The sequence below is a fragment of the Lysobacter sp. A421 genome (genome assembly GCF_054052145.1).
The window spans coordinates 390,733-412,195 of sequence record NZ_JBSVRL010000002.1 but is presented as its reverse complement, the minus strand read 5'-3'; the positions used below and the strand labels follow the sequence as shown (position 1 = coordinate 412,195).

The following is a 21,463-nucleotide window of genomic DNA, read 5'->3' as shown; positions in this document are numbered from 1 at the left end:
GCGCGTTTACATCCGGGCGATCACATCATCGCCAGCTCGGTGTTGCTCAAGGTGCGCTTGTACTGGTCGCGGAGCCGGACCTTGCGCTCCAGGTCGCCGATGATGTGGCTGCTGAAGTCGACGCCGGTCAACTCCTCGGCCATGTTGATGCCGCCGGGCGTATCGACGTTGATCTCCATCATCTTGTCACCAACGATATCCAGCCCGGCCAGGTACATGCCATCGCGCATCAGCTTGGGCCCGACGATCTCGGCCAGGCGCAGCGCATCGGCATCGGGCACGGCCATCTCGATCTTGCCGCCGGCGGTGATGTTGCTGCGCGCATCGCCGCTGTCGTTGTAGCGGCGGAAGCAGGCGTAATGGCCGTCGACCATCAACGGCCGTCCGTTCAGGGTCAACAGGCGCAGGTCACCATCGACCGCCTTGGGCAGGTATTCCTGCACGATGGCATAGCCGTCGCGGGTCACCGCGTCGATCATCTGGTTGAGGTTGGCGTCGCTGTCGGGGGTCACCACGAACACGCTCTGCCCGCCCGAGCCCTGCAGCGGCTTGATGACGCCGTAGCCGTCGTGGGATTTGATGAACGACTTGATCTCGTCGGCGTCCAGGGTGATGCAGGTAACCGGCCGCACCTCCTCCGGGAAATGCTGGAAATAGGTCTTGTTGGACGCATCGGTCAGATGGGTCGGGTCGTTGAGCACGATCACGTGGCGCAGCGCGGCCAGCTGGGCGAACAACAAGCCGCTGTTCGGCGCCCATGGCCGGTCGACCACCTCGTCCGCCGGGTCGCTGCGCAGCAGCAGCACGTCGAGTTCTTCCACCGAGATGCGCTGGGTTTCCGCGCCCTCGTCCTGCAGGTCGGCGAGCAGCTCGTCGTCGTCCTTGTACTGCGTATGGCGCGGTATGTGGGCAATCGCGCGAATGGTGCCATTGGCATCGTAGATGAAGTCGCCCAGCCCGATCAGCGCCACCGAATGGCCGCGATTGATCGCCGTGCGCGCGAGCCGGATGGTGGTGTAATTGTTCTTTTCGGTCGCCATGTCGTTGATGACGAAGCCGAGTTTGATCGGATCGGGCCGGACGGGCTCCGGCGATGCCGCCGCGCTGGCGGCCGGCTCGGCCACGGTGGGGGTCTTGTCGCCTGGATCGGCCTTGGAGGTGCTGCTCATGTGGCGGGTTCCTTGTGGAATAACTGGGTAACGGGAAGGGTCCGGCATCGGGCCAGACGCGCTTCGGTTTCCGGGAAACTGCAATAGCGCGGCAGCAGGTCGGGTGCGCTCGCCCAGCCCTCTTCCAGCAACTGGTCCAGCACCACCCGGTGCGACAGGGCGAACTTGCCGATGAACAACGGCTCGAACGCACCGCCGGCGTGCAGGTAATCAATCAGGTCGCGCAGACCGCTGAGGTACACCGCGTCCTTGGTCAGGCCGCCGCCGCGGCGCGCGCGAACGGCGACATCGAAGGCATCCTCGGTGGGAAACCCGTGGGTCCGGTGCAACAGGTCGAAAATGGCCGGCACGTCCTCGCCGTGGATCGCCATCTCGGTCGCGACCACGCGCGCGGCCAGCGAGCGCAGCCGCTCGGCGGGCAGGTAGCCGGCGAGGTACTCGGCCAATACGCCCAGACCCTCCTGCAGCGGATCGTAATGCGCCAGCCCGACCTCGAGTTGCTGCAGCGGTTGCCGGTGGCCGTTGTGCCGGGTCACCACGTGGGTGCCGATCTCGTGCTGGATCAACGGCTGCACGCGCGCGTGCGGGATGCGGATATCGCCGTCAACGTAGAACGTGCCGTGCGAGACCATCATCAGCGAGTTCAGATCGGTATCGACCACCACCTGGAAATGGAAATCCGGCGACTGCTGGCGGTACCAGTCCACTTCCGCTTCCACCGCGGTCATTATCTCGTCGATGCCGGCGTCCGCCGGTTGACCGGTGCCCGGCTGGACCTGGGCCAGGATCTCATTGGCCAGTTGCAGCAGCGGCGGATCCACGCCACCAAACAAATCCAGGCTGGCGTTGATGAAGCCATCGGTACCGCGCAGCCGCACCAACTCGATTTGCCGCTCCAGTTCACGTTGTTTCTCCGACAGCAGGCCGGACAACAACGGCGACTCGATGTCGTCCACCGGCAACCCGCGCAAACGCTCCCGGACGGCGTGCAGGTCGACCTCCAGGTCGATGTACTGCAACGGCTCGATCGCGGTGTATCCGCTGGCTTCGAAACTGCTCCATAGCTGGTCGTTGCAGATGGGCGACAGCGCCAACAGCCAGTCGACTTCGCCGTCCATGCGCGCCAGTTCAACGTCGACCCGTGCGGCGATCGGCGGCAGCGGGCGCATCGGCCGCGGCGTCGGTGGTGTCGGGAGCGAGGGCGAATTCACGTGCATGCGGTGAACTGCCCGCGCACTGCGTCGACGGCGTTGTGCAGGCCGCGGCGAAAGCCCTCCAGCGCCGCGATATCGACCTGCCCGGTCCACTCGTCCATGTAGATTTTCTTGTATTCCGGCGAGATCGTGCAGACCCGTTCGCCCCAGGTGGCATACACCCATTCCGGGAAATACCCGCCGGTCGGGAAGCGCACGTTCTCGCGCACGTCGGGATGGCACCCCGCAACCGGGGTATCGCGCAAGGCCTGCGCAAAACGCAGCGCGACCTCGCCCCAGCGGTCCGGGTCAAGCGTGGTCACGCCCAGCTCGATATCGGGATTGTCCTGCTGCGGGGCCGGCGCGGCATCGGCCCCGTCGCGCCGGTGGTTGTAGCTGTGGATATCGATCAACAGCACGCAGCCCCAGCGCTCGATCAACCGTTCGATCAACTCACCCGCCATGGCGTAGAAGGCGTCGTAGTCGGCCAATGACTGGTCGCGCTCGGTGGCGGGCAGCTCGCCACGCCAGACGCGCAAACCCCAGGTATCCGCCGGATCGGTCGAGATGGCCTTCTCGCGCGGGCGGTTGAGGTCGGCCTGGAAGCGCGATGCATCGACCCGAATACGCACGTCGCCGACGGCGGTCAACAAACCGGTCAGCGGATCCTCCTCGCGGCGTCGCTCGTCATCGGTGACGGCCAGGTGCGGGCGCAACGAGGGTCGTATCGCGTGGCCGTCGTGGATGGCGGTGGCGACTACCGGGCCGTGGCCCAGCACGACGTCCCAGTCCGGGTTGGGCTGGGCTGGGCAAGGAGCAGCTTTTTGTCTTCGCTGAAGTCGATTTCGCTGAACTGATCTTCAGTGAAGCGGGTCGGTGCGGCATCGGCTTTGTGCATGCAGTCATGCTCACATCGCCGGCATGACCTGCTCGTGAGAACGCTGAACGGAGCTCGAACTGAAACGCAAAAGCCGGCCGCGAAACGCCCGTGCTCAGGCCAGTTTTGCCAACCGCAGCTGGAACAGGGTCTTGGTCACCAGCAACCGCTCCTCGATGGGCTTGAGCACCAGATCGTTGGCGCCCGCACGCAGCAGCGCGCTCTGGTTGTCGAGGTTGGCATCGCCGGTCATCACCAGCACCGGCAGGCGGCGTTTGCCGTAACCGAAATCATTGCGCAGCCGGTCGAGCAGGTCGCTGCCCTCCAGCTCACCTTTCAGGTACACATCGGTCAGTACCAGGTCGGTACCCGGATCGGCTTGGCCACGATGGCCTTCCAGGTACTCCAGCGCTTCCTCCACGCCGACGAAATGCAGCACTTCCAGTTGCTGCCGCTCCAGCATCCGCTTGGTCGCCAACGCCACCACCCGGCTGTCCTCGACATACAGCACGCGGGCGCCGGGAATCGTCTGCGGTTGCACGTAGCCGCAAATGAACGTGGCCAGCGCGGCATGGCCGAGCGATTTGTCGAAATAGTCGGTGACGTCCTCGGTGAACTGGCGCGACTCCAGGTGCGTCTGGGCGTCGGCGGAGACCACGATGACCGGGACGTAGGCCTGGCCCGCCGCCTCGCGCACGGTCCGCGCCAACGCGATGCCGTCACCGTCGGACAGCGCCAGCGCGGTGGTCACCAGGTCCACCGGGCCGGCGGCAAGCGCCTCGCCGGCCTCGGCGATGCTGGCACACGGCACCACCTCGACATTCTCCAACTCGCGCACCAGCACATCGCCAATCAGGCGCCGCACCAGTCGCGAACCATCAACCACCATCACCCGGGGAACGGCATTGGCGACGTGCCGCAGCTTGTCGGCCATCGCGTTTTCGGCCATCGCGGTCATGTGTCGGTCGGCCGGGTCTGGCGCAGGTAATGTCCGGTGACCAGCCAAGCACCGATCCAGCCCAGCACGCCGGCACCGGCCACGACCGCGATCGCGGCACGGACGCTGAATCCCTGCAGGGCGAAATTGCTGCCGTAACTGCTGGCAAGCTCGGCCAACGGAGCGCGCAGCGACAGGTCGGCCCCGGTCAACAGCGCCAGCGCCAGCGCCCCGGCAACCAGGCCATAGCCGAGGCCCAGATACAGGAATGGACGACGGATGAAGCCGTCGGCAGCGCCCAGAAGTTGCAGCACATTGATCTCATCGGTGCGTTGCTGGATGTCCAGGCGCACGGTATTGCCGACCACCAGCAACGCGCCCAGGCCGAGCATCGCCGCCAGCACCCAGGCCAGGCGCCCGCCGAACCGCAACCAGCCGTCCAGGCGCACGCGCCAGGCCGCGTCGTGCTGGACGATGTCAGTCTCCGGCAACTGTTCCAGCGACGCGGCCAACAAGGCTTCATCACCGCTGGGCCGGACCACCAGCAAGCTCGGCAACGGATTGCCGTCGAGGCTGGAAATCGTTTCACCCAGGCCGCTGGTCTCGCGTAATTCGGCCAGCCCCTGCTCCGGCGTGCGCCATTCCACCGCCGCCACGTCGGGACGCTCGCGCAGTTCGTCGGCAAGCACGCGGGCACGATCCAGGCTGATCTCCGGCTTCAGGAAAACGCTGATCTGGCGGGCCTCCTGGACGTCGCCGGCGAAGCGCTCGACATTGGCCAGCGCCGACCACAACCCCAGCGGCAGCGCCAACGCCAACGCCATCACCCCGATCGTCAATGCCGTCGACCACGGTTTTTGCAGCATGCGTCCCACGCTGGCGACCAGACTGTAGACGTGGTGGTCGAACCACGTCCCCAGTCCGCCACGATGGGTGCGCGAACGCGCCTTGGCCTGAGTCTCGGCGCGGGTACCGGGCCCGGTCATTCGGCCAGGTCCTCGGGCGATATGTCATCCACCAGCTGGCCCTGGTTGAGCACCAGCACACGCTTCTTCATCCGCTTGACCAGGGCCAGGTCATGGCTGGCGATCAGCACGCTGGTACCGCGCTCGGGCAGCGACTCGAACAGGGTCATGATCTCCGCCGACAAGGTCGGGTCCAGGTTGCCGGTGGGTTCGTCGGCAACCAGCAACGACGGCTCGCCCACGATCGCCCGGGCGATCCCGACGCGCTGCTGCTCGCCGGCCGACAGCTGGGACGGCAATGCCTGTGCCCGCGCGCCCAGGCTGACCCGATCAAGCACGGCACGTACCCGCTTGATGATCTCGGCCCGACGCAGGCCCTGCAGCAACAGCGGCAGCGCGACGTTGTCGGCAACGCTGCGGTCGGCCAGCAGGCGATGGTCCTGGAACACCACACCGACCTGGCGCCGATGCATCGCAATCCTGCGGCCACGCACCCGCATCAGGTTCTTGTCGCCAAACAGCACCGCGCCGCGACTGGGCCGCTCGGACAGGTGGATCAGCTTCAGCAAGGTGCTCTTGCCGGCACCGGAATGCCCGGTGACGAACAGCATCTCGCCCGACGCGACCTCAAAGCTGACCTCGGCCAGCGCCTGACGACCACCGCTGTATTGCTTGCTGACGTTGTCGAAGCGCAAGACGCTCATCGCGCACCTGTCGAAGACGATGGCACCAAGTATCGACGGCGGCGGCGGCAATGGCTAGCGCCACTGTCCGACGTGGCGCCAATCACCGGGAGATGTCCAAGCGACGGGACCGGTATCGGCCCCGTCGACGGGATCAGTGGTTGGAACGTGGCCCGCGGGTCACCAGTGACTTCAATCCGCGTCCGATGCGACCGAGGAGTCCGGATTTCTCGTCGCTGGACGACGGCGGCGTCCTGGGCTGCGAAACCACCTTGTTGGCAGTGACCTGTCGGGTCGAGCCGGAGCTGTTGCCCGTGCTCCGCGCTGGCTGAGCGTTTGCATTTCCGGTCTTGCCGGACGGGGTCTTGCCGGCTGCGGGCGGGGTTGGCGCCTGCGCTGTCTGGTCCCCGGCCTGTCCGCTGGTCTGGCCTTCCTCGAGCTTGCGCCCACGGCGTCGCCGGCGACGCTTGCGTGGCGGACGAGCGGCTTCATCGCCCTCGACCGTCGCGCTCCCGGCGCCGGGAGCTGCCGACTGCGGAGCCGGCTTCGGCGCACCGTGCAACGGGGTGCTTTGCGCGGGAGCGGTGACTGCGGTATCCGCACTCGCGCTGGCATCGATACCGGGCTGGCTGTTCACGTCGGCAGCACCGGCTGCGGCCGCGCGGCGTGGACCCGGTGATCCGGAAGCGCCATCACGGCGGCTACCAGCGCCGGTTCGAGCTGCACCACTACCACTACCACTACCACTGCCACCAGTACGGCTACGACCCCCGCGGCGCTCCTCCTCGACGGCACGCTGCTCGCGCGCTTCCTTGAAGATCGCGCCAACGCTTTCCTGCTCTTCGCCTTCGACCTTTTCACGCACCGGGCGCGGCAGCGGCACCAGCAACTCCGGCTCGACCCGCGCTGTCGGAATCTTCTGCTCGATGTAGGCCTCGATGTCCGGCAGGCCTATGGCATAGCGTTCGCAGGCGAAGCTGATCGCGTCACCTTCCTCGCCCAGCCGCGCGGTGCGGCCGATGCGATGGACGTAGTCCTCGGCGTCGAACGGCAGGTCGTAGTTGTAGACGTACTTGACCCCGTCGATATGCAGGCCGCGCGCGGCGACGTCGGTCGCCACCAGCACTTCCAACTGGCCCTTCTGGAACTTGGCCAACAACGACTCACGCTTCTTCTGCGGCACGTCGCCACTGAGCACACCGACCCGGTAACCGCCCTTTTCCAGCGCGCGGGCAACCCGCTCGACCCAGACCTTGGTGTTGACGAACACCATGGTGCGCGCGCCTTCGCTGCGCGACAGCAGGCCCAGCAACAGCGGGATCTTCTCTTCGTCGGCGGGGAAGTACAGCAACTGCCGCACCGTCGAGGTGGTGATGAACTCCGACTCGACGACCAGTTTCTGCGGCTCGTTCATGTGCTCATAGGCCAACTCGAGCACGCGATGGCTCAACGTCGCCGAGAACAACAGGGTCTGGCGGATCGTGCACGCCGGCATCCGCCGCAAAAGGAAGCGGATGTCCTTGATGAAACCAAGATCGAACATCCGGTCGGCCTCATCCAGCACGCAGACCTCGCAGGCGTGCAGGCTGACCACCTTGTGTTGCTTGACGTAGTCGATCAGCCGGCCGGGGGTGGCGATGATCACGTCCACGCCCTGCTGCAGCAGCTCGCGCTGTTTGTCGTAATCCACGCCGCCGTACACCAGCGCGAATGTCAGGCCCACTTCCGGCCCGAGCTTGACCGCGTCCTTGTGGATCTGGATCGCCAGCTCGCGGGTGGGCGCCAGGATCAGCGCACGCGGATCGCCGGGCTTGCGCTCGGCCAGCGCCGGCTGGGTCAGCAGGCGGTTGATCGTGGCGACCAGGAACGCCAACGTCTTGCCGGTGCCGGTCTGGGCCTGGCCGGCGACATCGCCGCCCTTCAGCGCGACCGGCAGGCTCATCGCCTGGATCGGGGTACAACGGGTGAAACCAGCGGACTCCAGCCCGGCCAGCAGCCGCGGGTGGAGCTCAAAGGAATCAAAGGTAATGTCGGTTAAAGGCTTGTCACTCATATGTTTCAGGGATCCGCGCGCAGGACTGCGCTTGCGTGGGTGGCGTCCGCCAAGCAGACTGCCAAGGTCGGTCAGCATGTCCTGACCACAGCGTGCGGAGGCCTTGAAGCCGCCGCGAAACGCCCCAGCTTAGCGCAAAGCCCGGCAAAACCTGCCATCGGCGCCCGCCCCACCCCAGGAGAACCACGTGAGCGATAAAACCATCCAGGTCAGCGATGCCGATTTCGACGCTGTCGTACTGCAATCCTCCGAGCCGGTACTGGTCGACTTCTGGGCCGAATGGTGTGGCCCGTGCAAGATGATCGCCCCGGCGCTGGACCAGCTCGCCGACGACTATGCCGGCAAGGTCAAGATCGCCAAGCTGAACGTCGACCACAACCGCGCCACCGCGATGAAGTACCACGTACGCTCGATCCCGATGCTGCTGCTGTTCAAGGACGGTGAAGTCCAGCAGACCCAGATCGGCGCGGTCGGCAAGGTGCAACTGGCGCAGATGATCGACAAGGTGCTCTGAGTTTTTTGCACCCCAGCTGAACTGTTCAGTCAGCAACCCCTGCCGCACCACTTGCGGCAGGGCCAGTGGCAATGCTAGTTTCGCAGTACCCGGCGCTTGAACGACCCAGCGGCCCACTTGTAACTGACGGTCCGCGAAAGCACGTTCCCCGCCGCACCCTTCTGAAATCCAACGTCCCTGACGCTTCGTCCGCCCAATGCGGACGCTCGCCGCTTAGCGAGGAATACCCGTTTGTCCGACAACATCCCCGACGCCGGCGATACTGCCGAAAAGCGCGTGCGCAAGCCGCGCGCCAGCAAGGCTGCCGTCACCACCGGCAAGACCGAAGCCCCTAAAGCCAGCGCCACCAAGGTGGAGGCGCCACAGAGCGATGCGCCACAGGCCACCGCCCCGAAGCCCGCTGCGCCGCCCAAGGCCGACGCAGCCAAGGCCGAGCCGCGGCCTGCCGCGAAGCCGGCACCGGATGCCGCTTCGGCAAGTCCGGCAACGGCCGCGCCGGCAGCTGGAAGCCCGGCGCCTTCGAGCCAACCGTCCGCGAACCCGGCACCGATAGCCACATCCGGTGACTCGGCAGCCGCCAATCCGCCGAAGAAAAATCCTGCGCCCGCGAGTGAACAACCCGCGTCTGGCAATGGCAACGGCAACGGCGGCGATAACAACCCGCAGCGCGAAAGCCAACGCGACGGCCAACATCGTGACCAGGAAGGCGGCCGCGGCAATCGTCGCGAGCGCTTCCGCGGTCGTCGTGACCGTGGCGATCGCAAGGGTGCCGGCGGTGGCGGTGGTGGCGGCGGCAACCGCGATGGCCTGCCCAGCGATGACGGCGGCAACGAGCCCTTCGTCCCGCGCACCAATCCGCAGGTCCCCGAGGACTTCCCGAAGTACTCGCTGGGCGACCTGAAGCGGATGCAGGCGCAGAAGCTGCTCGACATCGCCGAAGTACTGAACATCTCCGAAGGCGTCGCCCGCGCACGCAAGCAGGATGTCATCTTCGCGGTACTGAAGGTGCTGACCCGCCACGGCGAAGGCGTCGCCGCCGACGGCGTGCTGGAAATCCTGCCGGACGGCTTCGGCTTCCTGCGCGCGGCCGAGGCCAGCTACTTGGCCGGCCCGGACGATACCTACATCTCGCCCAGCCAGATCCGCCGCTTCAACCTGCGTACCGGCGACCATTTGTCGGGCCGGATCCGCTTCCCGAAGGATGGCGAGCGCTATTTCGCCCTGTCGATCGTCGACACGATCAACGGCGAGCCGCTGGAAGCGTCCAAGAACAAGGTGCTGTTCGAGAACCTGACCGCGCTGTTCCCGCGCCGCAAGTTCCAGTTGGAGCGCGGTGACGGCTCCACCGAGGACATCACCGGCCGCATCCTCGATCTGATGGCGCCGCAGGGCAAAGGCCAGCGCGCGCTGATCGTCAGCCCGCCCAAGGCCGGCAAGACGATGATGATGCAGCAGATCGCCACCGCGATCAGCCACAACCATCCCGACGTGCACATGATCGTGCTGCTGATCGACGAGCGGCCCGAGGAAGTCACCGAGATGCAGCGCACCGTGCGCGGCGAGGTCATCTCCTCGACCTTCGACGAGCCGGCCGGCCGCCACGTGCAGGTCGCCGAGATGGTGATCGAGCGCGCCAAGCGCCTGGTCGAACACAAGAAGGACGTCGTCATCCTGCTGGACTCGATCACCCGCCTGGCACGCGCCTACAACAACGTCCTGCCCAGCTCGGGCAAGGTACTGTCCGGCGGCGTCGACGCCAACGCCCTGCACCGCCCGAAGCGGTTCTTCGGCGCTGCACGCAACGTCGAGGAAGGCGGCTCGCTGACGATCATCGCCACCGCGCTGGTCGACACCGGCAGCAAGATGGACGAGGTGATCTACGAGGAGTTCAAGGGCACCGGCAACTCCGAGGTCCACCTCAACCGCCGCATCGCCGAGAAGCGCGTGTACCCGGCGATCGACATCAACCGCTCCGGCACCCGCCGCGAGGACTACCTGATCGAGCCCGAGCTGCTGCAGAAGATCTGGATCCTGCGCAAGCTGCTGCACGGCATGGACGAGATCGGCGCGATGGAGTTCCTGCTCGACAAGATGAAGAGCACCAAGTCCAACGACGAGTTCTTCAGCTCGATGAAGCGATAAGCGCCGCGCCCGGCAGTACGCGCTGGCCATGATAAAACGCCCCGTATTCCGGGGCGTTTTTTTTAATGTGTGGCGGCAGGCGGGCCACCCCAACCATCATTCAACATCGTCACCGCGCATAATCAGACACCGACATAGAGGTGCGCATGAGCAGTGGCGGTCTTGAACTTGCGGTGGTGTTCCTGCTTGCGGCGGTGATCGCGGTGCCGGTGTTCCGGCGCTTCGGCCTGGGCGCGGTATTGGGTTATCTGGCCGCGGGAGTCGCGCTGGGCCCGTACGGACTGCGGGTGATCCGCAACGCGGAGCCGGTGATGGCGGCGTCCGAGATCGGCGTGGTGATGATGCTGTTCGTGATCGGCCTGGAGCTTTCGCCGGCGCGCTTGAAGGTGATGCGGCGGCCGGTGTTTGGCGCCGGCGGGGCGCAGATGCTCGTCACCGGCCTGGCGCTGGGCCTGCTGGCGACGCTGGCCGGATTCGGTTGGAAAGCGGCGCTGGTGATTGGATTGGGGCTGGCGCTGTCCTCGACCGCGGTCGGGCTGCAGCTTCTGTCGGAGCGCAAGGCATTGAGCAGCGAACACGGCCGGCTGGCATTCGCGATCCTGCTGTTCCAGGACCTGACCGCGATCCCGTTGCTGGCCGCGATCCCGTTGCTCGGACAAGCCGCTCATGCCGAAGGGGGACTGGGATGGGACGCGGTATTGAAAGCGGTGTTCGCGATCGTCGCGCTGGTATTTGGCGGGCGGGTGCTGCTGCGCCACGTGTTCCGCTTCGTCGCCCGCTCGATGATGCCCGAGGTGTTCACCAGCGCGGCGTTGCTGGCGGTACTGGGTTCGGCGTGGATCATGCAGAGCGCGGGGCTGTCGGCGGGCCTGGGCGCGTTCCTGGCCGGCGTGCTGCTGGCAGACTCGGAGTTCCGCCACGAGCTGGAATCGCAGATCGAGCCGTTCAAGGGCTTGCTGCTGGGGCTGTTCTTCATGGCGGTCGGCATGAGTGTCGACCTCAAGCTGGTGTTCGCCGAACCACTGCTGATCGAGCTGATGGTGCTGGTGTTGATCGTGGTGAAGTTCGCCATCCTGGTCGGCATCGGCGTGCGCCCCGGCCGGCTGTCGCGACGTGATGCGCTGCATTTGGGCAGCGTGCTGGCGGTCGGCGGCGAGTTCGCTTTCGTGGTGTTCTCCGAAGCGGTCAAGGCCGGCTTGATCGAGGACGTGATGCGCGACCGCCTGGTCGCCGCGGTCGGTATCTCGATGGCGCTGACGCCGCTGTTGATGATGGCGGTCGCCCGGCTGTTGCGCGGCCATCCGGTGGTCAGGCCGCCACGCGATTTCGATCCGCTACCCGACGACGGCCACCCGCAGGTGCTGATTGCCGGCTTCGGTCGCTTCGGACAGATCGTGGCGCGATTGCTGGTGGCGCAAAAAGTCCCGTTCATCGCGATCGAGCACAGCGCCGACCAGGTCGACTTCATGCGTCGCTTCGGCAACCCGTTGTTCTATGGCGACCCGGCGCGACCGGAGCTGCTGCGCTCGGCCGGCGCCGCGCACGTGAAGGTGTTCGTGATCGCGATCGACGACCCGGTCAGCAGCCTGCGTACGGTGCGGGTGATCCGCCACCTGTATCCGCAAGCGACGGTGTTCGCACGGGCGCGTGACCGGCGCCATGCCTGGCAGCTGATGGACCTGGGCGCGCGCGGCGTGCGCGAGATGCTGCACTCCAGCCTGAAGCTCGGCGAGGACGTGCTGGTCGCGCTGGGCCTGCCGGCCGAGCTCGCCCATGACCACGCCCAGCGCTTCCTGGCGCTCGACGAACGCTTGCTGGAGGCGCAGTACCGGGTGCATGACGATGACGACGCGATATTGCAGGTGTCGACCCTGGCCCGTCGCGAGCTGGAGCAGTTGTTCGATGCCGACCGCGGGGAAGGCGTGCTGGGCGGCATCACCAGCAAACGCGAGGCGCCGCCGTAAACCACGGCGGGCAAGACGCTGCCGCCCGGCTCGCAAGTCCGGCAGGAGTCGGGACTGGTCGCGCAGCTAGGACTGGTCGCGCAACAGACGCGCCATCGACACGTCGCCACCCGGCATGCCCGGGCTGAGCTGGGCGGCAATATCGACGAAGCCACGCATCACCGCGATTTCGCGCGCCGTGCGGTTGAGGGTGTCACGCAGGTCCGGATCGGCACCGGCGCGCAACAGCCACGTGACCACCGCGGGCAGCCCGTGCAGCGCCGCCAGGTGCAGTGGCCCGAAACCGCGCGGATCCTGTACGTCCAGGCGCGCGTCGTGATCCACCAGTTGCTCCAGGCCGGCAATCAGCACCTCTTCCACGGCCGCGCTGCCGGGCTCGGCGCGCGCACCCAGCAGTAGCAGCAATGGCGTGGCGTGGCCCGCTTCCGCGTCCAGGTCGGCCTCGGCTCCGGCCAACAGCAGGATGTCGAACAAGGCCATCAGGTGGGTGCGGTCCTGCGCGGCAAAGCCGAACATGGCCGCGCAATGCAGCGCGCCTCGATGCTGGGCGTCCAGTGCCCGCACATCGGCACCCGCTCCCACCAGGCGTGCGGCCAGGTCCGGCAGCCCCAATGCGCAGGCCACCATCAATGCGGTCAACCCACCCGGCAACCGCTGCTCGATATCGGCGCCGGCGCCCAACAGGCGCTCGACAATATCGGTATGGCGCATGCTGACCGCCGCCGACAACGGCGTGGCGCCGGTACCGGCCGCGAGTCGCGGGTCCGCGCCATGGGCGAGCAGCAGGTCGACCACGGCGCGATGCCCGCCGCCCGATGCCCGCAGCAAGGCGCTGCAACCCTGGCTGTCGGTGGCATCCACCGGCAAACCCAGCTCAAGCAGGCGGCGCACCGCATCGGCATCGCCCACGATCGCCGCCGCCGGCACGTCAGCGGGCTGCAGCCGCCGCCGCGGCAGTGGCCAACCGCGCCAGTCGAGCCAGTCGGCCAGGTCGCGCCGACCAATCGCCAGCGCGACGCCCAGCGGCGTCTGGCCATCGGCGGCCAGCAGATCGGGCGCCGCGCCGTGGGCGACCAGCGGTTTCAGCATGTCCTGGCGGCCCAGTGCGGCGGCCAGATGCAATGCGCTCATGCCACGGCTGTCGCGGGCGTCCAGGTCCACCCCGGTCGCCAGCAGCCGGTCGAGCAACTGTCGCCAGCCCAACCGCACTACCAGTGTCAATGGCGGATCATTGGCCCCGCCGCTGCCAAACGGGTCGGCGCCGCGCTCCAACAGTTCCAGCGCCAGTCGCTCCAGTCCATCGGTAGCGCGATCGCTGCCGACACACGCGCCCAGGAAGCCCGCCAGACCGCCCATCCCGGCCGGGGAAACGGCGTGATCGACCAGGGTCTGCAGCGAATCCACCGCTGCAGGACCCCGATTGAGCATGGCGAACATCGGCGTGATGCCGCGGCCGTCACGGACTTCCGGGTCAGCGCCGTGCGCGAGCAGCCACGCGATCTGTCGCGGCGGCAGCGCCGTATCCCCATCGTGCAACAACGCGCCCAACTGGCGCGGGTCCAACAAGGCGGCAACTTCCTCGAGCGCATCTTCGCGGCCTTCGGCCAGTCCGTCGCGCAGCAAGGTTGCGGGCGCCCGGTCGGCCAACAGATCCTGGTCGTCGTGGCCAACCCTGGACGGGAACGCATAGTCCGGGTCGAGCACCGCCACCAGCGGCCAGCGGCCGGATTGGGCGGCGTAATCGATTGCACGCTTGCCGACGTTGTCGTGCAGCTGCGGATCAATTCCCAGCGCGAGCAGCTTGCGCAGCAGTTCCGGATCCGTGCTCTCACCCTGGCATGCCAGGGTGAGGATATTGGCGCCCTGATCATCGGTGGCGGCGGGGTCAGCACCGGCGGCCAACAGGGCGTCGATGATCTCCGCATGACCGGCACGGACGGCTTGGTGCAGCGCGCTGCGACCCTGGCCATCGCGGGTATCGGCGCGCGCTTTCATCTTCAGCAACAGCGCGACGCCGGCGGTGTCGTCGTCTTCCCCGCCAGCGGCGGCCAACAGTGCAGGCTGGCCATCGACGGGTTCGGGTTTGGCGCCGCGCTCGAGCAGGAACTTGGCCAACCGCCAGTTGCCGGCCGCGCAGGCCACCCCGAGCGGCGACAATGCCTCGCTGTTGAGTGCTTCCAGATCGGCGGCGGCATCGAGCAGCAGCGCCGCCACGCCCGGGTCGGAACTGCGGGCGGCCAGGTGCAGCGGCGTATTGCCATCGCCATCGGTGGCACGCGGATCGGCCCCGTTGGCCAGCAAGGTGGTGACCGCATCGGGCCGGCCGTGCCAACTGTCACGGGTCGCCGCCAGCAAGGGCGTGATCCCGGCGTGCAGACCGTTGAGGTCGACACCGTGCGCAATCAGCCCGCGCAACAAGCGCAGGTCGGGCAGCACCGCCGCCAGTACCGCGAGGCTGCGTTGGTCGCGATCGTCGGCCGGTGGCGGCGCATGCGGGTCCGCGCCGGCGTCCATCAACTCCAGCGCGCGCTCGACGCGGCCACCACGGGCAGCCTCGTACAACGCCGGCTCCAGAGGCTCCGTCGGCTCGGCCGGCGCCGGTACGGCAATGACGGCCTCATCCCCCACCACCGTGGTGTCGACGACGGTATTGGCGACAGCCGGGACGCTATCGGACTCTCCATCAGGTTCATCCGCAACCATGGCGGACGTGTCCAGGGCCGCTTGCGGCAGATCGTCGTCGAGGTCTTCGTCACCGAGATATTCCAGTGCGTCGGCCGGGGTGACACGCTGCAGATACCCGTGCAACCCGACCGATGCCGCGGCCAGCGCCACCACCATCGCCCAACGCATGGCGCCCACCGCCAAGCCGGACCAGGCCAGGCACAGGATCAACCCACTGATTACAGCCACTGCCACGGCCACGACCAGGCCGCGCCAGGCGCCCGGTTCCAGTCCGTCGCGGGCGCGCCAGTGGTCACTCAGTGAACCACCGTCATGCTCCAGCCCTTGCCACAACGGCCACCAGCGCCACAACGCCAGCAGCGCGATACCGATCACCGCGCTCAATGCCAAGGTCGAAAGCAGGGACCCGCTGGCCAGTACCAGCGACAACGGCCACGCCACCAATATGGACAGCGCGGAGAAGGCGAGCGCCCACAGCGCAAGCAGCGGCGCCAGCTCGGCGCGCGACCCGGCCAGGCTCAGCGGCGCCTGGAGCTGCCAATGGCGGGCGGCCAGTGCGAACAGGGGCTGCGCCAGGGTTCCGGCAACGGCCACGACCCAGCCATTCAGGCCACTCGCGCCGGTCAATGCGGTCAACACCAACGCGGTGATTGCCAGAGCGGCCACGGGCTTGGTCAATCTGCGCGACTCAAGCATCGGTGCCCCAATCGGATGTCAATGGGTCAATGTCGATGGCCGGCGGCAGTTGCACGTGAAAGCCACGCAGGGCCAGGCTCTCGCGCACCTCCGCGGCATTGCCCCGGGCCAGCTCGCGCGGTGGCGTCAGGTCGACCTCCAGCACCAGCTGGAAGGGCTCCAATGGCCCGCGAACAGACGCGGCCACCCGTTCGAAGTCGTCGCGTGCGGCGAGAAACAGGTAGGCGCCGTCCTTGCGGAGGCTCTTGTATACATGGGCTTTCATGGCGTCGGCCGGGGGAGACTTGCGCTACGACGGATGGTCGTCCAAGCATACCCGGCAACCCGGGCGGACGCGCACCGCCGCGTTCAGCCTCGCGACCGGCTGCGGCGTGACCCCGCCCTTGTTACCGATGGCCCGTGCGCGGGTTTTTTACGCTGATAAGCTGGATCGGTTTTCCCACCATTCAGCAACCATACGGTCCCGCCCATGCGTCTTTCCCTGCTCGCCCTAGCGTTGTCTCTTGGAGCGTTGCCGCTCGCCGCCGTTGCCCAGGAGCCCATCACCCTCACCCAGACGATGGCCAACCCGGACTGGATCGGGCCACCGGTGGAGCAGGCATGGTGGGCGTGGGATGGCCAACACGTCCAGTACCAGCTGAAGCGCAGCGGCGAATCCATCCGCGACACCTGGCAGACCGGCCTTGCCGGCGGTACACCCATCAAGGTGGACGACACCGCGCGCGCGCAACTGGATGCCGCCAACCCGGCCTATGATGCGGGCCGCACCCGCGCCGCATTTGCCCGCAACGGCGACATCTTCGTGCGCGACCTGCGTAGCGGTGCGCTGACCCAGGTCACTCGCAGCGACCAGTCCGAGTCGCGACCGCAATGGAGCCAAAACGGCAACCTGGTGTTCCGTGCCGGCAACGACTGGTACCAATGGCGCGCCGGACAGGGCAGCAGCCAGGCCGCGCTGGTCAAGGCGGAGAAGGATCCGTCGACCGAGCCCAAAGCCGACGACCTGCGCGACCGCCAGTTACGCGTGATCCGCACCCTCGCCGACGACCGCGCCAAGCGCGAGGCCGCCCGCGAGCAATCCGAAGCCTGGCGCAGCGTCGACCCGACCCGCGCACCGGTCGCGGCCTACCTGGGCGACAAGGTCGAAATCATCGACAGCGCGTTGTCGCCTGACGCGCAATGGCTGCTGGTGGTCACCCAGGAAAAGGATGCCAAGGAGGGCCAGGCCGGCAAGATGCCCAAGTACGTGACCGAGTCCGGGTACGAAGAGTTTGAAGAGGTCCGCACCCGGGTCGGCCACAACGCGCCCGTCCCGCAGCAGCTGTGGCTGGTCGAGGTTGCGAGCGGCGCGGTGGACGAGCTGACCTTCGATGCCCTGCCCGGCGTTGGTACTGACCCATTGGCAGCCCTGCGCGAGGCGGCCGAGCTGGAACCGCTGAAGGGCGACCGCGCCGTGCGGGTGGAGACCGATGGCTACGGCAGCACGCCCGCCATCCATTGGCGCGCCGACGGCAGCAGCGCGGCGGTACTGCTGCGCGCAGTGGACAACAAGGACCGCTGGATTGCGACGGTGACCCCGCGCGCCGGCCAGGTGACGGATGCGGAGCTGAAAACGCGCCACCGCCTGCACGATGACGCCTGGATCAACTGGAGCTTCAACGACTTCGGCTGGACCGACGATGGCGCCCTGTGGCTGCTGTCCGAGCAGAGCGGTTACTCGCACTTGTACCTGGCCGATGGCAACGGCACCCCGCGTGCACTGACCTCGGGCCAATGGGAGGCATCCGCGCCGGTGCCGGGCGTCGACGGCCGCAGCTTCTACTTCGTGTGCAACCGCGACTGGCCGGGCGATTACGAAGTCTGCGCTGTCGACCGCGATGGCCAGCAGGTCCGGGAGGTCACCGCACTGGACGGCGTGGAGAGCTTCGAGCTGTCCCCGGATGGCTCGAAGCTGCTGGTCCGCCATTCCGGCAGCTACCTGCCGACCCAGATTGCGGTAGTCGATACCACTGGTGAGCACACCGTTGCGCTCACCGATACCCGCACCCCGGAGTACAAGGCACGCCAGTGGATCCAGCCGGAGATGGTGCAGATCCCGTCCAGCGACGGCGCCGGTCCGATCTGGGGCAAGTTCTATGGCCCGGATGTGCTCGAGCCGGGCAAGCACTATCCGGTGGTGATGTTCGTCCACGGCGCCGGTTACCTGCAGAACGTGCATGACCGCTACCCGGTGTATTTCCGCGAGCAGATGTTCCACAACCTGCTGGTCGACCACGGCTACATCGTGCTCGATCTGGATTACCGTGCATCGGCGGGCCATGGCCGCGACTGGCGCACCGCGATCTACCGCCAGATGGGCACCCCGGAATTGCAGGACTACCTCGACGGATTGGCCTGGCTGGGTGCCAACAAGCAGGGTGACGTCGACCGCGCCGGCATCTATGGCGGCAGCTACGGCGGCTTCATGACCTTCATGGCGCTGTTCAAGGAGCCGGGCAAGTTCAAGGCTGGCGCCGCGCTGCGCCCGGTGGCGGACTGGTCGCAGTACAACCACGAGTACACCTCCAACATCCTCAACACCCCGGAGGTCGATCCGGAGGCGTACCTGAAGTCCTCACCGATCGAGTACGCGGAAGGCCTGCAGGACAATCTGCTGATCGCCCACGGGATGATGGACAACAACGTGTTCTACAAGGACTCGGTGATGATCGCCCAGCGCCTGATCGAGCTGCGCAAGGATGACTGGGAACTGGCGTCGTACCCGCTGGAGCGCCACGGCTTCGTCCATTCCGACAGCTGGTATGACGAATACCGGCGGATCTTCGAGCTGTTCGAGCGGGCACTGAAGTAGAGCAGCAACCCTGAGGCGTCGATGTAGGGCGGCCGGGCCTTCGCCGCTCAACTAGAATGGCCGGATGAAACCGAACCCTGCCGAATCCGACACCGATTTCGACCGCGTCCGCGGCTACCTCACCAACCTGCAGGACCGCATCTGCACCGCCATTGAACAAGCCGATGGCGGTGCCAGCTTCGTCCAGGACACCTGGACCCGCGACGAGGGCGGCGGTGGACGCACCCGGATACTTCGCGATGGCGCGGTCTTCGAGCAGGCCGGCATCGGCTTCTCCGATGTGGCCGGCACCCGGCTGCCGCCGTCCGCCAGCGCCTCGCGGCCCGAGTTGGCCGGGGCCTCCTGGCGCGCCATCGGGGTATCGCTGGTATTCCATCCGCGCAACCCGTATCTGCCAACCACCCACGCCAACGTCCGCCACTTCCGTGCCATGCGCGATGGCGAAACCGTCGCTTCGTGGTTCGGGGGCGGCTTCGACCTGACCCCGTTTTATCCCTTTGACGAAGATGTCCTGCATTGGCACCGCACCGCCCGCGAGCTGTCCGAACCCTTCGGCGGCCAGTCCCGGTATGACGCCCACAAGCAATGGTGCGACGAGTACTTCTTCATCAAGCACCGCAACGAGACGCGCGGCATCGGCGGGCTGTTTTTCGATGACCTCAGCGAGGACTTTGAAACCGACTTCGCCTACATGCAGGCCGTGGGTGATGGCTTCCTGGACGCCTACCTGCCGATCGTCGAGCGCCGCAAGCATTGCCAGTACGGCGAGCGCGAACGCCAGTTCCAGCTATACCGGCGTGGCCGCTACGTCGAGTTCAACCTGGTGCTCGACCGCGGCACCCTGTTTGGCCTGCAATCGGGCGGACGCAGCGAGTCGATCCTGATGAGCCTGCCGCCACTGGTGCGCTGGGAGTACGGCTACACCCCCGAGCCGGGCAGCCCCGAGGCGCGGCTGGTCGAGTACCTGAAACCGCGCGACTGGCTGACCGAGCTGGCATAGATCGCCTCAACTTCTTTTCTGCAAACGTGGTGGGGATCTGCCGTCCGCGGCGCAGTGCGGTCGTCCTGTCTACCGTCACTCCTGACTTCGTTCGCACCGAAATCGATTCTGGACATGAAAATCATAGCTGCCGCCATGAAGACAATGCCGCACAAAAACCCACAACAAAACATTGCGTTTGAATGCTGCCACTCTGGCTTGCGTTTATGGATATATAGGGCGACACCGGCCCCGACTAAAAACATGAGCGGCGAAAGAAGTAAAATAAATTGGAGACGCGTCATTGGCAGTGTGCCGGCGCAGTATATTCGGCCAAACATTTATTATCGTAGTGGACCGCCGATACCAAGGAAACAACATAAACAATGACTGCACCTCCACAGCCAGCTAGGGTGACGCCTCCTCCACCCAGCGTTCCCCCCGCTAATAGACATGCATCACCAGCGATGAACATTAATCCGATCGTCGTAGCAGCTGTGACATTTGCAGTGAAACAAGAGTCGGCGCGATTACTTTTGAAATCGTCGTAATCCTCTGCCCAACAACGCTGGAACTGCTCGGCCTCGGCTGAACCCCCGCTGTGGGGATTTCCATAGACAATGCCACCAGGCCGGTAACCCCACCCGCTCCCGGCTCCACCAGTCATTATATTTGGTCGGCGTGCAGTGACCGACACTTTGTCCAAGTCGTGGGTTTCTTCGTCCTCGTCGTCTTCAGGGGGGTCCGCGAAAGCGGACTGATTGGGGGTGGGCGCGGCAAAAGGCTGAATCTCACAAAAGATCTTGCCTGGGGGTGGCTGACATGGCCCCAGTTCCCGCCGGTAGGCATACGAATAATTCGCCAGTTTTGCATCGGCCAATGCGGCTTCAAAATCTGCCTTCAGCCTGATGCGCTCAGACGGGTTCGACTCCGCCGCGGCCAATGCTTGGTCGAAAGTGAACTCGAACGATGCACCACCCGGAGTTTCAATAAAAAAACGCCTAGTCTCGCCGTCGGCCGCAACGATGGTCCCATCAGGTGCGACCATCCTGAACAGCTTGTTCGCTGGATCTGCCTGAGATCGAGTCATTGAAATTTGTGCGTGGGCAGCATTCATTGCGCCCAATGCCCCGAACAGAAAAACCGCGGTCACCACTCCCCTTTTGAACATCATGTTCCCCCCAAGCCTTGCCTTGCGCATCACGCGAAAGTTGGAGCGCAAACTAACTGCAGCACATCATGTGCGGCGACATACTTAGCACAAAATTAACGGGCGGGTCAAGGGGTAGTTTCCCTTAAATGCCGAAAGTTACTTGGCCACAATCTGGCCTCGATCGCGGCGAGGCACGCGGCGTCGGCGGTCTGTTCTTCGATAACCTGCGCGAGGAGTTCGAAGTGACTTCGCCTATCAGCTCACGCCGGAAACGGTTTCCTCAACACCTACCTGCCAATCGTCGAGCGCCGCCGCGACATCCAAAGCACGGCGCATGCGAACGCCAGCTCCAACTGTACCGATGAGACCGCTAAGTCGAGTCCAACCTGGTGTTCGACCCGACGTCCTGAGCGCATGCTGCGCACAGCGGGCATGGACGTCCGCAGTCGGCAAAGTCAGAGCCTCACCACACCGCCATCCGTCAAATGCCAAGCAAAAAAAAGCCCCACCGGCAGGGGGGCCGGTGAGGCTGGTGGAGCGGGACCTGGGGAGGGGTCTTCGCTCCGAGATCACTCCAGGGGAGGGAGAGATCAGCGACAGGC

15 protein-coding genes and 1 pseudogene are annotated in these 21,463 nt (G+C 66.1%); 6 read left to right on the top strand and 10 right to left on the bottom strand.

Annotated features, from left to right (window positions below; translation table 11 throughout):
- Positions 1–20 precede the first annotated feature (20 nt).
- The 7 genes from ACW7G6_RS07280 to rhlB form a co-directional block, all read right to left on the bottom strand.
- Positions 21–1,169 (bottom strand): ATP-grasp domain-containing protein, encoded by a 1,149-nt coding sequence (locus ACW7G6_RS07280; RefSeq protein WP_456978028.1) that lies wholly within the window; start codon positions 1,167–1,169, stop codon positions 21–23.
- Complete coding sequence (locus ACW7G6_RS07275; RefSeq protein ID WP_456978027.1) at positions 1,166–2,338, bottom strand: flavohemoglobin expression-modulating QEGLA motif protein; 1,173 nt, start codon at positions 2,336–2,338, stop codon at positions 1,166–1,168. Before ACW7G6_RS07275 ends, ACW7G6_RS07280 begins: the two co-directional genes overlap by 4 nt.
- A 38-nt stretch (positions 2,339–2,376) precedes the next feature.
- Positions 2,377–3,141, bottom strand: a complete 765-nt coding sequence (locus ACW7G6_RS07270) for an N-formylglutamate amidohydrolase (protein WP_456997904.1) — start codon at positions 3,139–3,141, stop codon at positions 2,377–2,379.
- A gap of 213 nt (positions 3,142–3,354) precedes the next feature.
- The gene (locus ACW7G6_RS07265) at positions 3,355–4,188 is read right to left on the bottom strand and encodes a response regulator (protein WP_456978808.1); all 834 of its coding nucleotides are present in this window, start codon (positions 4,186–4,188) and stop codon (positions 3,355–3,357) included.
- A 5-nt stretch (positions 4,189–4,193) separates the two neighbouring features.
- The gene (gene ftsX / locus ACW7G6_RS07260) at positions 4,194–5,162 is read right to left on the bottom strand and encodes a permease-like cell division protein FtsX (protein WP_456978025.1); all 969 of its coding nucleotides are present in this window, start codon (positions 5,160–5,162) and stop codon (positions 4,194–4,196) included.
- A complete protein-coding gene (gene ftsE / locus ACW7G6_RS07255) occupies positions 5,159–5,845 on the bottom strand; it encodes a cell division ATP-binding protein FtsE (protein ID WP_456962621.1) in 687 nt (228 codons plus the stop codon). Before ftsE ends, ftsX begins: the two co-directional genes overlap by 4 nt.
- A 133-nt stretch (positions 5,846–5,978) precedes the next feature.
- Entirely contained in the window at positions 5,979–7,877 is a 1,899-nt protein-coding gene (gene rhlB, locus ACW7G6_RS07250) for an ATP-dependent RNA helicase RhlB (protein ID WP_456997903.1), read from the bottom strand.
- A 187-nt stretch (positions 7,878–8,064) separates the two neighbouring features.
- On the opposite strand from rhlB, the gene trxA reads away from it, so the two are divergent.
- The 3 genes from trxA (at position 8,065) to ACW7G6_RS07235 (ending at position 12,497) form a co-directional block, all read left to right on the top strand.
- The gene (gene trxA / locus ACW7G6_RS07245; protein WP_456962622.1) at positions 8,065–8,391 is read left to right on the top strand and encodes a thioredoxin TrxA; all 327 of its coding nucleotides are present in this window, start codon (positions 8,065–8,067) and stop codon (positions 8,389–8,391) included.
- Between the two features lie 276 nt (positions 8,392–8,667).
- Positions 8,668–10,533 carry a transcription termination factor Rho gene (gene rho / locus ACW7G6_RS07240; RefSeq protein ID WP_456998136.1) on the top strand — a complete coding sequence of 622 codons (1,866 nt, stop codon included), beginning with the start codon at positions 8,668–8,670 and terminating at the stop codon, positions 10,531–10,533.
- A gap of 146 nt (positions 10,534–10,679) precedes the next feature.
- Complete coding sequence (locus tag ACW7G6_RS07235; protein WP_456978023.1) at positions 10,680–12,497, top strand: monovalent cation:proton antiporter-2 (CPA2) family protein; 1,818 nt, start codon at positions 10,680–10,682, stop codon at positions 12,495–12,497.
- Between the two features lie 66 nt (positions 12,498–12,563).
- On the opposite strand, the gene ACW7G6_RS07230 is transcribed toward ACW7G6_RS07235, so the two are convergent.
- Together ACW7G6_RS07230 and ACW7G6_RS07225 are read right to left on the bottom strand one after the other, a co-directional pair.
- On the bottom strand, positions 12,564–15,698 hold the full coding sequence (locus tag ACW7G6_RS07230; protein ID WP_456998135.1) for an ankyrin repeat domain-containing protein: 3,135 nt from the start codon (positions 15,696–15,698) through the stop codon (positions 12,564–12,566).
- A 172-nt stretch (positions 15,699–15,870) separates the two neighbouring features.
- Entirely contained in the window at positions 15,871–16,143 is a 273-nt protein-coding gene (locus ACW7G6_RS07225) for a YcgL domain-containing protein (RefSeq protein ID WP_456962625.1), read from the bottom strand.
- Positions 16,144–16,347: 204 nt separating this feature from the next.
- On the opposite strand from ACW7G6_RS07225, the gene ACW7G6_RS07220 reads away from it, so the two are divergent.
- Together ACW7G6_RS07220 and hemF are read left to right on the top strand one after the other, a co-directional pair.
- Positions 16,348–18,729: a prolyl oligopeptidase family serine peptidase gene (locus tag ACW7G6_RS07220; protein WP_456997902.1), complete on the top strand. Its 2,382-nt coding sequence runs from the start codon at positions 16,348–16,350 to the stop codon at positions 18,727–18,729.
- Between the two features lie 64 nt (positions 18,730–18,793).
- The gene (hemF, locus tag ACW7G6_RS07215; RefSeq protein ID WP_456978021.1) at positions 18,794–19,729 is read left to right on the top strand and encodes an oxygen-dependent coproporphyrinogen oxidase; all 936 of its coding nucleotides are present in this window, start codon (positions 18,794–18,796) and stop codon (positions 19,727–19,729) included.
- Positions 19,730–20,009: 280 nt separating this feature from the next.
- Here the strand turns inward: hemF and ACW7G6_RS07210 are convergent, their stop codons facing one another.
- Positions 20,010–20,930: a hypothetical protein gene (locus ACW7G6_RS07210; RefSeq protein WP_456997901.1), complete on the bottom strand. Its 921-nt coding sequence runs from the start codon at positions 20,928–20,930 to the stop codon at positions 20,010–20,012.
- Between the two features lie 113 nt (positions 20,931–21,043).
- On the opposite strand from ACW7G6_RS07210, the pseudogene ACW7G6_RS07205 reads away from it, so the two are divergent.
- Positions 21,044–21,223 (top strand): annotated as a pseudogene (locus ACW7G6_RS07205) (coproporphyrinogen III oxidase); the annotation flags it as partial.
- Between the last annotated feature and the right edge of the window lie 240 nt (positions 21,224–21,463).

What these genes read in the sequence shown, in the direction of transcription:
- ACW7G6_RS07280 (WP_456978028.1), bottom strand. Translation starts at nt 1,169, where the DNA reads ATGAGCAGCACCTCCAAGGCCGATCCAGGCGACAAGACCCCCACCGTG.
- ACW7G6_RS07275 (WP_456978027.1), bottom strand. Translation starts at nt 2,338, where the DNA reads ATGCGCCCGCTGCCGCCGATCGCCGCACGGGTCGACGTTGAACTGGCG.
- ACW7G6_RS07265 (WP_456978808.1), bottom strand. Translation starts at nt 4,188, where the DNA reads ATGGCCGAAAACGCGATGGCCGACAAGCTGCGGCACGTCGCCAATGCC.
- ftsX (WP_456978025.1), bottom strand. Translation starts at nt 5,162, where the DNA reads ATGACCGGGCCCGGTACCCGCGCCGAGACTCAGGCCAAGGCGCGTTCG.
- ftsE (WP_456962621.1), bottom strand. Translation starts at nt 5,845, where the DNA reads ATGAGCGTCTTGCGCTTCGACAACGTCAGCAAGCAATACAGCGGTGGT.
- rhlB (WP_456997903.1), bottom strand. Translation starts at nt 7,877, where the DNA reads ATGAGTGACAAGCCTTTAACCGACATTACCTTTGATTCCTTTGAGCTC.
- ACW7G6_RS07235 (WP_456978023.1), top strand. Translation starts at nt 10,680, where the DNA reads ATGAGCAGTGGCGGTCTTGAACTTGCGGTGGTGTTCCTGCTTGCGGCG.
- ACW7G6_RS07225 (WP_456962625.1), bottom strand. Translation starts at nt 16,143, where the DNA reads ATGAAAGCCCATGTATACAAGAGCCTCCGCAAGGACGGCGCCTACCTG.
- ACW7G6_RS07220 (WP_456997902.1), top strand. Translation starts at nt 16,348, where the DNA reads ATGCGTCTTTCCCTGCTCGCCCTAGCGTTGTCTCTTGGAGCGTTGCCG.
- hemF (WP_456978021.1), top strand. Translation starts at nt 18,794, where the DNA reads ATGAAACCGAACCCTGCCGAATCCGACACCGATTTCGACCGCGTCCGC.